16 protein-coding genes are annotated in these 16,324 nt (G+C 47.4%); 15 read left to right on the top strand and 1 reads right to left on the bottom strand.

Annotated elements, in window-relative coordinates; translation table 11 throughout:
* Positions 1 to 18: 18 nt before the first annotated feature.
* The 15 genes from MUB35_RS04810 (at position 19) to MUB35_RS04740 (ending at position 14,673) form a co-directional block, all read left to right on the top strand.
* Positions 19 to 687 (top strand): hypothetical protein, encoded by a 669-nt coding sequence (locus MUB35_RS04810; RefSeq protein ID WP_033140682.1) that lies wholly within the window; start codon positions 19 to 21, stop codon positions 685 to 687.
* Positions 650 to 1,021 (top strand): hypothetical protein, encoded by a 372-nt coding sequence (locus MUB35_RS04805; protein ID WP_033140681.1) that lies wholly within the window; start codon positions 650 to 652, stop codon positions 1,019 to 1,021. The genes MUB35_RS04810 and MUB35_RS04805 overlap by 38 nt, the downstream gene beginning before the upstream one ends.
* A 234-nt stretch (positions 1,022 to 1,255) precedes the next feature.
* Complete coding sequence (locus tag MUB35_RS04800) at positions 1,256 to 2,233, top strand: hypothetical protein (protein WP_244783582.1); 978 nt, start codon at positions 1,256 to 1,258, stop codon at positions 2,231 to 2,233.
* A 206-nt stretch (positions 2,234 to 2,439) separates the two neighbouring features.
* A complete protein-coding gene (gene glnA, locus MUB35_RS04795; protein WP_033140679.1) occupies positions 2,440 to 3,771 on the top strand; it encodes a type I glutamate--ammonia ligase in 1,332 nt (443 codons plus the stop codon).
* A gap of 18 nt (positions 3,772 to 3,789) precedes the next feature.
* Entirely contained in the window at positions 3,790 to 4,341 is a 552-nt protein-coding gene (locus MUB35_RS04790) for an ANTAR domain-containing response regulator (RefSeq protein WP_033140678.1), read from the top strand.
* 47 nt (positions 4,342 to 4,388) lie between these two features.
* A complete protein-coding gene (locus tag MUB35_RS04785; RefSeq protein ID WP_033140677.1) occupies positions 4,389 to 5,603 on the top strand; it encodes an LL-diaminopimelate aminotransferase in 1,215 nt (404 codons plus the stop codon).
* 84 nt (positions 5,604 to 5,687) lie between these two features.
* Positions 5,688 to 7,019, top strand: coding sequence for an aspartate--tRNA(Asn) ligase (gene aspS, locus MUB35_RS04780; protein ID WP_033140676.1), 1,332 nt, complete (start codon positions 5,688 to 5,690; stop codon positions 7,017 to 7,019).
* An 18-nt stretch (positions 7,020 to 7,037) separates the two neighbouring features.
* On the top strand, positions 7,038 to 7,334 hold the full coding sequence (gene gatC / locus MUB35_RS04775; protein ID WP_033140675.1) for an Asp-tRNA(Asn)/Glu-tRNA(Gln) amidotransferase subunit GatC: 297 nt from the start codon (positions 7,038 to 7,040) through the stop codon (positions 7,332 to 7,334).
* Positions 7,335 to 7,347: 13 nt separating this feature from the next.
* Complete coding sequence (gene gatA / locus MUB35_RS04770; protein ID WP_033140674.1) at positions 7,348 to 8,817, top strand: Asp-tRNA(Asn)/Glu-tRNA(Gln) amidotransferase subunit GatA; 1,470 nt, start codon at positions 7,348 to 7,350, stop codon at positions 8,815 to 8,817.
* Complete coding sequence (gene gatB / locus MUB35_RS04765) at positions 8,817 to 10,283, top strand: Asp-tRNA(Asn)/Glu-tRNA(Gln) amidotransferase subunit GatB (protein WP_033140673.1); 1,467 nt, start codon at positions 8,817 to 8,819, stop codon at positions 10,281 to 10,283. Before gatA ends, gatB begins: the two co-directional genes overlap by 1 nt.
* Before the next feature lie 156 nt (positions 10,284 to 10,439).
* Complete coding sequence (locus MUB35_RS04760) at positions 10,440 to 11,222, top strand: hypothetical protein (RefSeq protein WP_033140672.1); 783 nt, start codon at positions 10,440 to 10,442, stop codon at positions 11,220 to 11,222.
* Between the two features lie 15 nt (positions 11,223 to 11,237).
* Complete coding sequence (locus MUB35_RS04755; protein WP_033140671.1) at positions 11,238 to 11,903, top strand: MBL fold metallo-hydrolase; 666 nt, start codon at positions 11,238 to 11,240, stop codon at positions 11,901 to 11,903.
* Between the two features lie 136 nt (positions 11,904 to 12,039).
* Entirely contained in the window at positions 12,040 to 13,911 is a 1,872-nt protein-coding gene (gene ftsH / locus MUB35_RS04750; protein WP_033140670.1) for an ATP-dependent zinc metalloprotease FtsH, read from the top strand.
* A 23-nt stretch (positions 13,912 to 13,934) separates the two neighbouring features.
* Positions 13,935 to 14,276: a nucleotidyltransferase domain-containing protein gene (locus MUB35_RS04745; RefSeq protein ID WP_103732289.1), complete on the top strand. Its 342-nt coding sequence runs from the start codon at positions 13,935 to 13,937 to the stop codon at positions 14,274 to 14,276.
* A complete protein-coding gene (locus MUB35_RS04740) occupies positions 14,263 to 14,673 on the top strand; it encodes a HEPN domain-containing protein (protein WP_033140669.1) in 411 nt (136 codons plus the stop codon). Before MUB35_RS04745 ends, MUB35_RS04740 begins: the two co-directional genes overlap by 14 nt.
* A 151-nt stretch (positions 14,674 to 14,824) precedes the next feature.
* Here the strand turns inward: MUB35_RS04740 and MUB35_RS04735 are convergent, their stop codons facing one another.
* Positions 14,825 to 16,156 (bottom strand): uracil-xanthine permease family protein, encoded by a 1,332-nt coding sequence (locus MUB35_RS04735; protein WP_103732288.1) that lies wholly within the window; start codon positions 16,154 to 16,156, stop codon positions 14,825 to 14,827.
* Positions 16,157 to 16,324 lie beyond the last annotated feature (168 nt).

Here is a 16,324-nt window from a genome sequence, read left to right as displayed (position 1 = left end):
ACGAAGAGGAAATCAGATATGAGAAAAAAATCTTTAAAAAACAAAGAGGGATCCGCAATGCTCATTGCAATAGCTATTATGGCTGTATTGGTCATGCTCGGGCTGGCTTTGCTTCTGGTTTCCTTTTCTCTTCATGCAACGGCAAACCGAGAGCATGATGCGGCTCAGTGTAAGGAGATAGTCCAGACACTGAGCCGGGAATTGGAACGGCAGATAACAATCACAAGAGAGGATGCCTATGAGAAGGGAGCAGCCGAGAAGTACCCTTTCTGGTTCTACATCCGTGATAATGTGTGGCGGGAGGAAAAATGGCCTCCTTATGGCGAAGCAGAATACCTGAATGACCGTGCATTACGCCGTCTGCAGCTTGGGCAGAATAGTTCTGAGACCGGTGAAGTGGTAGAGAATGCGGCTGAATTACTGAAAAATACATATGTGGAAGCATACTGGACAAGGGAAGATAAGCTGGCGGACAAAGGAGAGGGGACTACTTTGGTGGTGACAGTTTCCTGTTCGGCCGGCAAATCTGAGAGTTCCATGACAAAGACCTATGTATTAAGCGTTGAAGAGATAGAAGGCAAAGCGCTCTCCGATGGGGAATTTGTACCAAAGAATCCAAAGATAGATGAAAAAGAAGGGTGGCAGTGGGATGAGGGAGATGAACTGCAGGAAGATTCAGGAGAATAAAGACGGCTCCACGATGATTGAAACACTGGTTGCCTTTCTGGTTGTTGTACTGGTGATTCTCATGTTTTCCAAGGTAGTATCTGTATCTTCGCAGGTACTGAACCGCACGCGGCAGATTATGAAGGAGAATGAAGCATTTAACGCGGAATATTATAAACTGGACAGTTCCGGCAAGGGAACCCGGCGTACCCCGGTGAAAAGTGATGTTGTCCTTTTTGAAGCAGATGAGGACGGGAAAAAAACAGGAGAAGAAATATCTCTTGGTAAAGATTCGGGTATGCAATATTATACAGATGGGAAAAGATACATGTATTCGTTTAAGGTAGCTGAGTAACGGTTCCGCGCAGATAACAAGAGGGGTTCTGGTAATATGAAATGTAATAAGGACAAAAAAGAGTACAGAAAAATACTTAACAGCAGACAGGGTGTCACGTTAATTGAACTTATAGTTACGTTCGCACTTATTAGTCTGTTTGTCATTCTTACCAGCCAAGCTATCTCATCTGCTATGAATGTATATTATCATATTCAGGGGATTAATATGGGCCGTCAGGTATCGGACACCCTGATGGATAAAATAACAGGCCAGATTTCAGGTGCACAGGCTACAGTAAATAAAAAAGAAACAAATGTTATTATTTCAAATGGTGAATATACAGAAAAAGAGAGTAAGAATGAAGACTCCTCATACTTATCTGTAGCAGAGGGTGAAAAGGGGACCATGGTTGATTTCTATAACCAGGGAAACAGCCATGTGACCATTAAAACAAAGGCGTTTAAGGATGAGTCTCCGGATGAAAAAAAACTTGTTATTTACTATTACCCGGTACGTGCATATGAGGAAGTTGACTGGGAATTTGACCAGAAAATGTATATGGGATACAGTATAAAAGATTTATCTTTTTCATGGGCAGACAGGAGTGAATACCCTGAAAATATTATGAAAGTAGAGCTGACGATTTCCGGGAAATACGGGGATTATTCTACTGTCAGATATGTAGAGTGCTATAATCTGGACAGCGGAAGTGAGTCGGAAGAACCGCCGTCTGGTGGTGGTGATGACGGAAAAGATGATGGAAAAGACGATGACGAGGATTACGAGGATGGAAACGGATCTATTCATCTGAAAAAAAACGGTAAAGATGTTCTAAATATAAAAGCAGGGAAAAAGAAGTACAAAGATTACTATCAAGAATTTTTAGATAATGGTAAAAAGGGATTTACGCTGCCGGCAGGTGTATTTAAAACCGGAGGCGAATACTATATCATCCCTAAACCTGTAGAAATATATGCTGATGATATGCCCGATAGTTTAGAGAAATTTATAACGCGGTATGGAAAAGATAAATGTTTGTATGTGAAGAAGAATGCTGAGATCTATACTACTGATAATTGGGATAATAGAGTAACACCGGGTTTGGGAGACATTTATTTTTATAATAACCGGTATTATCTATGCTACAATCAGGGTCCGACAAAAGATCCGGTTACAAATGTGGGGGCTTGGGCGGATATCACTGATTTTGTGAAAATAGGTAATAAATAATAGTTTCCCATATTGACAACCCCAACAACCCTTGCTATAATACCAACCATAAATAAAAGAACAAGGGCGTTCTTATTCGGAGGGTACTCTGGATAAACACGCCCTTTTTTCGTACCCAAAATTACACAACCACCCGCCCCCGCCTTCTACCAGGCGCCGGCCCCCGGGTTTCACCTTATCATCCTATCAAGAGAGGAGATACCACAATGCAAAATTACACCAGGGAAGCAATCCTGCGCATGGCGGAGGAAGAGGACGTGGAGTTCATTCGCCTGCAGTTCACCGACATGTTCGGAACATTGAAAAACATTGCAATCCCATCCAGCAAGCTGGAAAAGGCCATGGATAACCGCTGCGTCATTGACGCGTCTTCCATCGGCGGCTTTATCCGGAATGAGGAGGCAGACATGTATCTGCATCCCGATCTATCCACGTTTACAATCCTGCCGTGGCGGCCGCAGCAGGGAAAAGTTGCCCGTTTCATATGTGATATTTATCAGGAAGACGGTACACCCTATAAAGAAAGCCCGCGTTTCATTCTCAGCCGCGTTGCGGCCAAAGCTGCAGATATGGGCTATTCTCTGATGGTAAACCCGGAATGTGAGTTTTTCCTTTTTCACACAGATGACAACGGCATGCCCACAACCACAACACATGAAAAGGCCGGATACATGGATTTAAGTCCCGTGGATCTGGGTGAGAATGCCAGACGTGATATGGTGCTGACCCTTGAGGAGATGGGATATGAAATCGAATCCTCCCATCACGAAATATCCCCCGGACAGCATGAGATTGACTTCCAGTTCTCCGACGCATCGGAGACAGCTGATAAAGTAATGACCTTTAAGGTGGCTGTGAGAACCATAGCCAAACGCCACGGCCTCCATGCCACTTTCATGCCGAAACCGAAAGCAGGCGCCAATGGCTCCGGCATGCATGTAAACATGTATCTTATGAAAGACGGAAGAAATATTTTCTCAGACCCGGAAGATGAGCTTGGACTGAGCAGGGAGGGGTATTCTTTCCTGGCAGGAATCTTTGCACATATCAAAGGTATGACAGCCCTCTGCAACCCTCTTGTGAATTCCTATAAAAGACTGGCACCGGGATTTGAGGCGCCTTCAGACATTACCTGGTCGTCCAGGCAGCGTACTGCGCTGGTGAGGGTTCAGACCCAGCGGGAAGAGGGGGCAAGGCTGGAATTGAGAAGCCCCGATTCTGCCTCCAACCCTTACCTGGTATTCGCGCTGTGTCTGGCAGCGGGGCTGGAGGGAATGGAAAAGAATCTGCAGGCGCCAAAAGAACTGAAAGAAAATATCCGTAAACTCTCCAGGGAGGAGAAGGAAAACGCAGGCATTGATACTCTGCCGGAAAACCTGAGTGAGGCGCTGGAGGAATTTAACAAGGACCCGCTCATGAGAGCCGTACTTGGTGAGGCTTTTACAAAGTGTTATGTGAAGGCGAAGAAGAAGGAGTGGAAGAGCTACATGGAACAGGTTTCTGAATGGGAGATCGAACAGTATCTGTACCGTGTATAGAGGAACAGGAGGCAGTGCATGAGCATCATCATTATTGTTTTGCCAAAACCGGAAGATGCAAAGAAAATACGGAAAATCCTCATGGAGCATGGATTTGAAAATACCGTAGCATGTACAACTGCCGCTCAGGCTTTGATGGAAATCAATAAGTACCCGGCAGGGCTGGTCATCAGTGGTTATAAACTGCCGGATATGTATTATCGGGAACTGGCTGGCTCCCTGCCCAGATTTTTTGAAATGCTGCTCATAGGCTCTGCAAATGTGGTAAGTTCCGCTGAGTCAGGAATCATGGCAGTCACCATGCCGATTCGCATTTACGAGCTGGTAAATACTGTAGAAATGCTGCTTTACCAGCTTGAGCGAAGGCTGAAAAGGGAAAAGAAGAAGCCCAAAGCCCGCAGCCAGCGGGACCAGAACTATATTACCAACGCAAAACTCCTTCTGATGGACAGAAACCATCTCACAGAGGAGGAAGCGTACCGTTATATACAGAAATGCAGCATGGACAGCGCCACCAGCATGGTGGAGACAGCACAGATGATACTGACACTTATCTACGACGAAGTATAGTAACTGTTCAGCAGTCTGAGCAGTTAAATATAAAGGAGAAATGTGATATGTTTACGATCAATGATAATTATTTGAAGCTTCAGGGAAGCTATCTGTTTTCCAACATAGCGAAAAAGGTAGCTGACTATCAGCAGAAAAATCCAAATGTGGACATTATCCGACTGGGAATCGGTGATGTGACACAGCCCCTGGCGCCGGCAATTATCCGGGCTCTTCACAGCGCAGTGGATGATATGGCAAATGCGGAGACCTTCCATGGCTATGCGCCGGACAAAGGATATGATTTCCTGAGAAATGCCATAGCTGACAATGACTACCGAAACCGGGGCTGCGATATCGAAGCGGATGAGATATTTGTATCCGACGGCGCAAAGTGTGACTCCGGAAATATCCAGGAGATTTTCGGGCTGGACAATAAGATTGCTGTGTGCGACCCTGTGTATCCGGTATACGTGGACACCAATGTGATGGCAGGCAGAACAGGAAATTATAATCCAAACGCGCAGAATTATGACGGCATGATTTATATGCCCTGTGTGGAAGAGAATAACTTCGTTCCGGAGCTTCCGAAAGAGACACCAGATATTATTTATCTGTGTTTTCCCAATAATCCCACAGGCGCAGGTATTACAAGAGCGGAACTTCAGGAATGGGTAGATTATGCAAACCGCGTCGGCGCAGTGATCATTTATGATGCGGCATATGAAGCATATATAACAGAACAAGACGTACCGCACAGTGTGTACGAATGTAAAGGTGCGAGGCATTGTGCCATTGAACTTCACAGTTTTTCAAAAAATGCCGGGTTTACCGGTGTCCGTCTCGGATACACAGTAGTGCCCAAAGACTTAAAATGCGGCAGTGTGTCCCTGCATGACCTCTGGTCCAGAAGACACGGAACAAAATATAACGGCGCTCCCTATATTGTGCAGCGTGCAGGGGAGGCCGTCTATTCACCGGAGGGAAAAGAGCAGCTCAGGTCCCAGGTGGATTATTATATGAAAAACGCGAAGGTGATCTACGAGGGCCTGAAAAATGCAGGATACTCTGTATCCGGCGGCATCAATGCCCCGTATGTGTGGCTGAAGACACCGGGCAGGTTAAGCTCCTGGGAGTTCTTTGATGAACTTCTCCGAAAAGCAAACGTGGTTGGAACACCCGGCAGTGGTTTTGGTGCACATGGAGAAGGCTACTTCAGATTATCAGCCTTCGGAACCTATGAAAATACAGTGAAAGCGATTGAACGGATCACAAAGATGTGATCAAGAATATCCTGTCCCGAGGTATCTGGATTTTTCTGGATATCCCCGGGACTTTTTTATTTCTGGAAAAAGGAGAGATGTGATATGGAATTTGTGGAAGGCATCAGAGAAAAGGATACCCTGGAGCTTACGGAACTGCTGAAAAAGCAGGAGACAGACGGTGAAATCCTGGTGGAGGGAACCGTGCACAGCATTCGGAAAATGGGTGAGATCGCGTTTGTAATACTGAGAAAAAGAGAAGGCCTGCTGCAGACCGTCTGGGAGGAGGGAAAGACAAATATATCAATTTCGGATTTAAAAGAAGGAGACTGTATCCGGGCCACAGGCACAATACGCAGAGAAGCGCGTGCGCCTCATCAGAAGGAACTCCGCCTGTGTGCAGTCCGAATACTTTCATCACCTGCAGCGCCCCTTCCCCTTGCCATAGATAAGTGGAAGCTGAATACCTCCCTGGAGACAAAACTGAACCTGCGTCCCATATCACTGCGGAATATAAAAGAGCGTGCCCGTTTTAAAATCCAGGAGGGCGTGTGCAGGGGATTCCGTGAATTTTTATATACTCGGGGATTTACAGAAGTACACACACCGAAAATCGGAGCCAAGGGGGCAGAGGGCGGCTCCAACCTGTTTAAACTCAGTTATTTCCATAAACCTGCAGTTCTGGAACAGAGTCCGCAGTTTTATAAACAGATGATGGTGGGGGTTTTTGATCGGGTATTTGAAACCGGCCCGGTGTTCCGCGCGGAGAAACACAATACAAGGCGGCATTTGAACGAATATACCAGCCTGGATTTTGAGATGGGGTATATTGATGATTTTATGGATATCTGTGCCATGGAGACCGGATTTCTGCAGTACACAATGGAATTGCTGAAAAGGGAGTATGCGAAAGAATTGAAGATTCTGGGGGTGAATCTGCCGGAGACAAGGAAGATTCCTTTCGTTCGTTTTTCCCGGGCAAAGGAGCTGGCAGCAGAAAAATACGGAAGGAAGATTAAGAATCCTTTTGACCTGGAGCCAGAGGAGGAAGCGCTGATCGGACAGTATTTTCAGGAGGAATACGGTGCGGATTTTGTATTTGTTACGCATTACCCATCGAAAAAAAGACCGTTTTATGCCATGGATGACCCGGAGGATGAACGTTTTACCCTTAGCTTTGACCTTCTGTTCAGAGGACTGGAAGTGACAACAGGCGGACAGAGGATTCATGATTTCCATATGCTCACAGAAAAAATGGAGAAAAGGGGGATGAGCCGGGAGGGAATGGAGCAGTATCTGGATACATTCAAGTACGGCATGCCGCCCCACGGAGGCCTGGGCATCGGTCTGGAAAGGCTCACTATGCAGCTTTTAAGCGAAGATAATGTAAGAGAGGCCTGCCTGTTTCCGAGAGATATGAACCGCCTGGAACCGTAGAGAGAAGGAGAAAAGATTATGGCAAAACAGATTATAGATGACACAGTCATGGAAAATATAGAGATTCTGGCAAAGCTGGCCCTAACCTGCGAAGAACGGGAAAAGGCCAGAGAAAAAATGCAGGAAATGCTGGATTATATAGATAAATTAAACGAGCTGAATACGGAAGAAACGGAACCTCTTGCCCATACGTTTCCTGTGGAAAATGTGTTCCGGGAAGACGTTGTGACAAACGGTAACAGCCGGGACGCTATGCTCGCCAACGCGCCGAAGAGCAAAGACGGCCAGTATCAGGTCCCCAAAACTGTGCAGTAAGGAGGATAGACAAATGGAAATCAGAGAAATGACAGCTCTTACCCTTGGCTGTGCCATAAAAAGCCGTCAGGTAGGGGTCCGGGAAGCGGTAAAAGCCTGCCTGGATGAGATTGAAAAAAAGGACAGTACGCTCCACGCTTTTCTGGAGACAGATGAGAAGAAAATATATGACAGGGTAAAAGAGGTGGAAAACGGCATAAAAGCAGGGAAATACACAGGCCCTCTGGCTGGTGTTCCCATTGCGGTGAAAGATAACATCTGCACCAGAAACAGAAAAACTACCTGTGCTTCCAGAATTCTGGGAAATTTTATTCCTTCGTACGATGCGGAGGCTGTCCGCAGAATAGAAAGTGCAGGAATGATTGTTATGGGTAAAACCAATATGGACGAATTTGCCATGGGAAGTACCTCTGAGACATCTGCATACGGTATTACCAGAAACCCCTGGGATACCGAAAAAGTACCGGGGGGCTCCTCAGGAGGTTCCTGTGCGGCAGTGGCGGCAGATGAAGTGTTTGCAGCATTGGGAAGTGATACGGGAGGCTCCATCCGGCAGCCTGCCTCCTACTGCGGTGTGGTCGGCATGAAGCCCACATACGGTACCGTATCCAGATACGGACTTATAGCTTATGCCTCGTCCCTGGACCAGATAGGTCCTGTGGGAAAAGATGTCTCTGACTGCGCGGCACTGCTGGAAGCGTCTGCGGGATATGACGCTAAGGACAGCACGTCTGTGCTGCGCAAGGACCTGCAGTTTACCCGGTATTTGAGGCAGGACCTGCATGGTGTGAAAATCGGTATCCCCAAAGAGTATCTGTCAGAGGGACTTGACGAGGACGTGAAAAGATCACTGGCGGACGCAGTGCAGTTAATGACAAAAAATGGCGCTGTAGTGGAATTCTTCACCCTGGGACTGGTAGATTATGTGATTCCGGCCTATTATATTATTGCCTCTGCGGAGGCCAGTTCTAACCTGGCCCGTTTTGACGGCGTGAAATACGGTTACAGGGCAGAGGAGTTTGAAGGGCTTCACGATATGTACAAAAAAACAAGGGCGGAAGGATTCGGGGAGGAAGTCAGGCGCCGGATACTGCTTGGCTCTTTTGTACTGAGCTCAGGATATTACGATGCGTATTATCTGAAGGCGCTGAAGGTAAAAGCCATGATAAAGAAAGCATTTGACGATGCATTTTTAAAATACGATATGCTGATCGCTCCCGCAGCTCCATCCACGGCACCCGCTGTGGGAAGCAGCCTTGCTGATCCGCTGAAAATGTACCTGAGTGATGTCTATACTGCAGGTGTCAATCTTGCAGGCCTCCCTGCCATAAGTGTTCCCTGCGGCCTGGACAGCAGCGGTATGCCTGTGGGACTGCAGTTTATCGGGGATTGTTTTCAGGAAAAGAAGATCATACAGGCAGCATATGCTTATGAGAAAATCAGGGGAGAGTTCCCCAAAGCATACGGAAAGGGGGTAAAATAATGGCTAAGCGATATGAAACAGTCATTGGCCTGGAGGTTCACGTGGAGCTTGCCACAGCCACAAAAATATTCTGCGGCTGTTCCGCAAAATTCGGAGGAGCACCCAACACCCATACCTGCCCCGTATGTACTGGAATGCCCGGCTCTCTCCCGGTTCTGAACAGACAGGTGGTTGATTATGCACTGGCCCTTGGAATGGCTGCCAACTGCCGGATAAACCAAACCTGTAAATTTGACAGAAAGAATTATTTCTATCCTGACAATCCCCAGAACTACCAGATTTCCCAGCTCTATCTTCCCATCTGCCATGACGGATTTCTGGAAATCAGGACTGCATCAGGGAAAAAGAAAATCAGGATTCATGAGATGCATATGGAGGAAGATGCCGGTAAGCTGATTCATGATGAGTGGGAAGACTGTTCCCTTGTGGACTACAACAGAAGCGGTGTTCCTCTGGTTGAGATCGTATCCGAACCGGACATGAGAAATGCGGAGGAGGTTATTGCCTATCTGGAAAAGCTGCGTTTGATCTGTCAGTACCTGGGCGTTTCAGACTGCAAGCTGCAGGAAGGCTCCATGCGTGCGGATGTGAATCTGTCTGTCATGGAGGCAGGAAGCGGAAAACTGGGAACCAGGACGGAGATGAAGAATTTAAATTCCTTCAAAGCTATCGCCAGGGCGATTGAAGGGGAACGGGAACGGCAGATTGAACTTTTGGAAGAGGGAAAATGTGTGCAGCAGGAGACAAGGCGGTGGGATGACAATAAAGAAATTTCCTATGCCATGCGTTCCAAAGAGGATGCAAAGGATTACAGATATTTTCCGGACCCTGACCTGCCCCCGGTAGTGATCAGCGGGGAGTGGCTGGCACGGATAAAAGAGCGTCAGCCGGAGCTTCAGGAAGAAAAGGCAGAACGCTATGAGAAAGAGTTTGGCCTCTCAGCCTATGACGCCTCTCTTTTGACACAGTCAAGGCATTTGGCAGATTTGTATGAACAGACAGTCAGCCTGCTTCAGCAGAAGGAGGTTGCCGGTGCTCCGAAAAAGGCAGCCAACTGGTTTATCGGTGAAACTCTGAGACTGTTAAAAGACAGGGGAATGGAGACGGAAGACCTGCATTTTACACCCGGACATCTGGCAGATTTGATCGTGGTCTGCGAGAGAGGGGAAGTGAATAATCAGACCGCAAAAAAGGTGTTTGGGCGGATTTTTGATGAGGATGTGGAGCCTGTTTCTTATATTGAGGAAAATGGGCTGAAAACCGTTGTGGATACAGGAGTACTGGAGAGTATCGTGGAAAAGATCCTTGCGTCAAACCCGAAAACCGTGGAGGAGTACCAAAGTGGAAAAACAAAAGTTCTCGGCTTTCTGGTGGGCCAGGTTATGAAGGAGATGAAAGGAAAAGCAGAACCGCAGACGGTGAACCGGCTGCTGATGGAAAAACTGCAGCGCGGCCCTTCGCTATAAGACTTTACAAGTTTTTTCTAATCAATTATACTGTTTTTAAGACAATCCCCGGCAGTGAGCTCGTCTGCCGGGGATTTGTAATGGAACAGTTTGGTTGATGCATCTATTCAGAGAATGATTCGAGTCTTTGGATGGTGATAAAATAAGGAGGCAGATATGGAGATTAAGGAATTTCAGGCGAAGCTCAGTGAAGCACTGGGATTGGCAGTGGAAAATGGAAAGAAAATACATGCAGATACAGTGGAAGGGATTTTCGCAGGCAACGGCCTGACAGAGGGCCAGATGCAGAAAGTGTATGAATATCTGGCTATACAGGGAATCCAGGTAGACGGAAGAGGACCGGGAAGCGCAGCGGCAGACGGCCAAACCGGCAGCGAAGCACCCGTCACAACAGCCGCCGGTATCCCGGCAGACAGCGAAGCAGTACCTCTCACCCAGGAGGAAACAGAGTATCTGGAAGAATACGAGAACACGCTGAAGGATATTCCTCCCGAAAAGCCGGGAGAAAGGGAAATCCTTTTTGAAAAGGCTCTGAAACAGGAAGAGTCAGCAAAAAAGCGCCTGGCCGAATTATACATGACAGAAGTGGTGAAAACAGCCAGAGAGCTGAAGCAAGAGGAGATTTTCATTGGAGATATGATTGCCGAAGGGAACATCGGTCTTCTGACAGCTATTGAAATGCTGCATGAAGCAGGAGATTATCACACCTTTATGTGCGGCGAGATCAGAAATGCAATGCTTCTTATGGTGGAAGAGCAGACAGACCAGAAGCAGAGGGATGACATTCTCGTGGAAAAGGTCCGTGACCTGGAGACAAAAATAAAAGAGCTTCTGGAGGACGATGATGTCAAATACAGTGTAGACGAACTGGCCGCGTTCCTGGACATGGACGTGGAGGAAATCCAGGCCGTACTGCGCCTGACCGGTGAGGATAAATAGCACGGAGGTGCCCATATGGATATCACAAAGTATGAAGAAGGTTTTTACATTCTGGATGACGGCAGAGTGCGGGAATTCCTAATTACAGGTGAGGAGGAAGCCCTGCTCATAGATACGGGCTTTGCTGACTCCCGGACCGCGGAAGAAGCGGCAAAGCTGACAAACCTGCCGCTGAAAGCAGTTCTCACCCACGGAGATATGGACCACGCCGGAGGCCTGTCAGATTTTCATGAATGCTGGGTACATGCCGGGGATGCGCATATGATTCCACAGAATATATCTGTTCATGAACTGCAGGAAGGTGAGCATATCATTGCCGGCAATTATGATTTTGAGATCATTCACATACCGGGACACACTTACGGAAGTATCGCTTTGCTGGACCGGGACAAAAGGCTTCTCCTTCCCGGTGATACAGTTCAGAAATCAGGTCCTATTTTCATGTTTGGTGAAAACAGAAACCTGGATCTGTATATAGAAAGCCTTAAAAAACTACTGGGGTATGCAGACTGGGCGGAAGTGATCCTTCCATCCCATCACGGCTGCCCTGTTTCCCGGGAATATATCTCTTACTGTCTGGAAGATGCCATGGAACTGAGAAAAGGAACTTTGGAGGGAAAAGACCATCCCAGTCTGCCCTGCAGAAGCTACAGAGGAAAATGGACGGAGTTTTACTTCTGATATATGGAGCGGGTTTGGCAATTCATATATTTTTAATAGAATAAACAGACCTTCTTCATTGAATAATTGTCTGAAAAGTGGCATACTTAAAACAGAGATTTCCTGACAAGAGCAGGGAGTCACGGAGGAAAAATATATGGAAGTAAAAGACAAAAAACCAAAAAAACCAATCATGTTTTACTATGCTATTGTCATAGTTGTTCTGATTCTTCTGAACACGCTGCTGGTTCCTTCTATTGCGGAGAGAAGCATTAAGGAAGTCAGGTATGACCAGTTCCTGAGCGACTTAAAAGGCAGCAGGATAGATGAGGTAAGCCTTGATGATGATACGATTTATTATACGATAAAGAACGGTGAGAAAACCCAGGTTTACAAGACCGGAAGGATTAATGACCAGCAGGAAGTGGAGCGTCTGGACAATGCGAAAGTGAAGTTCGGCAAAGAGATTCCTAAAAAACAATCTCCCATCCTGACATTCCTTCTCTCCTGGATCATCCCGATCGCCATTTTCTTATTCATCGGCAACTGGCTGAGCAAGAAAATGATGAGTGGTATGGGCGGCGGAGCCGGAGCCATGAGCTTTGGCAAGAGTAATGCCAAGATCTATGTGAAATCTTCCACAGGCATCCGGTTTACCGATGTGGCAGGTGAGGATGAGGCAAAGGATCTGCTTACAGAGATTGTGGATTATCTGCACAATCCCGACCAGTACCGGGAAATCGGTGCATCCATGCCAAAGGGAGCCCTTTTGGTAGGCCCTCCGGGAACCGGTAAGACACTTCTGGCAAAGGCTGTGGCCGGCGAGGCCAACGTACCGTTTTTCTCCATTTCCGGTTCAGAGTTCGTGGAGATGTTCGTCGGTATGGGCGCGGCGAAAGTACGTGACTTGTTTAAGCAGGCAAATGAAAAAGCACCGTGTATCGTATTTATTGATGAGATTGATACTATTGGTAAGAAGCGTGACGGAAACATCAGCGGCAATGACGAGCGGGAACAGACTCTGAACCAGCTTCTGACGGAGATGGACGGTTTCGACGGATCAAAGGGTGTTGTGATCCTGGCGGCAACCAACCGTCCGGATTCCCTGGACCCGGCGCTGCTTCGTCCGGGACGTTTTGACAGGCGTATTCCGGTAGAACTTCCTGACTTACAGGGACGTGAGGAGATACTGAAAGTACACGCAAAGAAGATCAAGATATCCGACAATGTGGATTTTCGCGAGATCGCCAAGGCTGCATCCGGGGCATCCGGAGCCGAGCTGGCGAACATTGTGAATGAAGCGGCACTGCGGGCTGTCCGCGACAGAAGAAAATTTGCCACGCAGGCAGATATGGAGGAGAGCATTGAGGTAGTCATTGCTGGTTACCAGAAGAAGAACCGTGTGCTCTCCGAGAAAGAGAAACTTATTGTATCCTACCACGAGATCGGACATGCGCTGGTTGCAGCCATGCAGACGGATTCCGCACCTGTCCATAAGATCACCATTATACCGAGGACATCCGGCGCACTGGGCTACACCATGCAGGTGGAGGATGGGGAACATTTCCTTATGTCCAAGGAAGAACTGGAGAATAAAATTGCTACCTTCACAGGAGGACGCGCGGCAGAGGAACTGATTTTCCACTCTGTCACAACCGGCGCATCCAATGATATAGAACAGGCAACAAAGCTGGCCCGTGGCATGATCACCAGGTTCGGTATGAGCGATGAGTTCGATATGGTTGCCATGGAAAATGTGACGAATCAGTACCTGGGCGGTGATTCCTCCCTGTCCTGCTCCTTCGAGACCCAGACCATGATTGATAAAAAGGTGGTAGAGCTGGTCAGAACACAGCATGAAAAGGCATATAAGATCCTGAAAGACAATATCGGCAAGCTCCATGAGCTGGCAAAATACCTCTTTGAAAATGAGACTATAACAGGGGAAGAGTTCATGAAAATCTTAAGTACCCCGCTGCCTCAGATTCAGGAGAATCAGGAACCGCAGGCAATAGAAACAGCGGAATAGATGTTTTGTCAAGGAGGTGTAAAATGTTAGATGCAATGGAAAGACGGCTGAAGCAATATACAGAAGAGATTGCAAAGATATATGGCAAGCACCTGAAGTCTGTTATTCTATATGGATCTTATGCGAGAGGAGATTATACGGAGGATTCAGATATTGATATCATGATTCTGCTGGATTTGACAGATATGGAGATTAAAAGTTATAGACATGATTTATCCGATATGACGTATGACTTTAATATGGATTATGATTTGGATATTAAACCTATGGCAAAGAACGAGGATCATTTTAAAAAGTGGTTAAATGTGTATCCTTTTTATGCCAATGTGGAAAGAGAAGGAGTGAAGCTGTTTGATGCAGCATAACGGAAATGGGACCAGAGAAGATTTGGTCTTGTATCGCATTGAAACTGCAAAAAGTGATATCAATTCTGCGAAGATTCTGCTTGAAGCGGGCGAATTTCGAGGCGCTAATAATAGAGCGTATTATGGAATCTATCATGGGATCTCAGCTATTCATGCTCTAGATGGAAATGTTTACAAGAGGCATAAAGATGCGCTTGCAAATTTTAACAAAAATTATATTAAAACAGAAGTTTTTCCAAAGACCCTGGGCAGAAAAATAGCAGAAGCTGAAGAAATACGTCACGCCAGTGATTATGACGATTTTTATATTGCAACAAGAGAAGAAGCGGAAGAGCAGATTCTTACTGCAGAGGAACTGATTGACTGTATAGAAAAGTTTGTCAGAGAAAAATTCTAAACGCAGGAAACCGGCCTTCGCCGTTTATACCCGGAGCAGCATATCTGCTTCCGTGGATATAACGGCAAGGGCCGGTTTTTATTGTCGATTCGTAACTGTTGGGCCAGGTCTGCGCATTTACTGCGCTGACCGTGCATAAGGGCAGTTACGTTTATTCTTCTTTCGGCAGTATGATATTCAGCAGTATAGCGATCAGCGTTGCCAGTACCACCGGGCTTTTGCCGAAGATCATAGTCACCCAGCTCGGAAACGTAGCCAGTGCTGCGGATGCCTGTGAGATTCCCATTCCAAGGGCAGCCGCCAGGCCGACGATGGAGGTGTTTCTGTAGTTCATATCCTCAGAGGTGATCAGCTTCATACCTGTCATTGCAATGGACGCGAAGACAGATACCGTAGCGCCGCCGAGGACGCACTGGGGAATCGTGGTGAGCAGCGCGGAGAATTTGGGTATCAGTCCGGCTACGCCCAGGATAATGGCTGCCAGTCCCAGTACGCACCGGTTTACAACCTTTGTGGTTGCCACGATACCTACGTTCTGGCTGTAAGTAGCTGTGGGAAGGCCGCCGAATACGGCACCGATGATATTCATGACACCATAGCCCACAATACCGCCCTGCAGCTCCTTGTCACTGGGTTCTCTTCCGAGACCGCCCACTGTGGTTGCCGTGAAGTCACCGATCGCCTGAACGGAGTTGATGGCAAAAAGAAGGCCGATCGCCACACAGGAAGATACCTCGAAATTGATTCCGAAATGCATAACCTGCGGAAGCTGGAATACGCTGGCAGAGGCCACGCTGCTGAAGCTTACCATGCCGAAAAAGGCTGAGACCACGTATCCCGCAACCATTCCGATCAGGATGGAAGCCAGTTTTACGATCCCTTTACCAAAATGGTTCAGTACAGTTACAATGACGAGCGTAAAGATCGCCACAGCCCAGTTCTGCCAGGAACCATAAGTCTCGCTGCTGGTGCCCCCCGCCATATAGTTGATGGCTGTAGGGTACAGGGAGAGGCCGATGGTGAACACAACGGTCCCGGTGATCAGAGGCGGGAAAAACACCCTGATCTTCCTTACAAGCAGTCCGACTATGATGGCCACACAGCCGCCCACGATCTGGGATCCCAGTATGGTGGCGACGCCGTAGCCCTCTGCAATGGCCTGCATACTGGGTACATAGGCAAAGCTGACGCCCATGATGACCGGCAGGGAGGAGCCGATGTGGAATCCGCTCTTGCTGCCCAGCGGGAAAAGCTGGAGCAGGGTGGAGATTGCGGACACAAAAAGAGCAGCCTGGATGAGGATCACCTTGTCTCCCTGAGACATGCCTCCGCCGCTGACGGCTCCTGAAACAATGATGGCTGGTGTGACACAGCCGACGATCATGGCGACCACATGCTGCAGCGCCAGCGGCAGTACCTGACGAAACGCGGGAATGCCTTCCAGTTCAAAGATACTTCCTTTACCGATTTCCATTCCTTTCATTATGTAATTACCCCCATTTGATTTTCCGAAACATCTTGGCCCCATGGTCAAACTGCTGTCCCCGGAAACATTTTATGAAACACGGTATGTTAGATTACTATAATATTAGCAAATCAGCAGGATATAGTCAATGAAAATTACAAAAATTTTTAGATAATCTAAAATTTT

Origin of the sequence: Blautia sp. NSJ-175 (assembly GCF_022867815.1) — a bacterium.
Classification (GTDB): Bacteria; Bacillota; Clostridia; order Lachnospirales; family Lachnospiraceae; genus Blautia; species Blautia celeris.
This window is presented reverse-complemented; position numbering and strand designations above follow the sequence as displayed.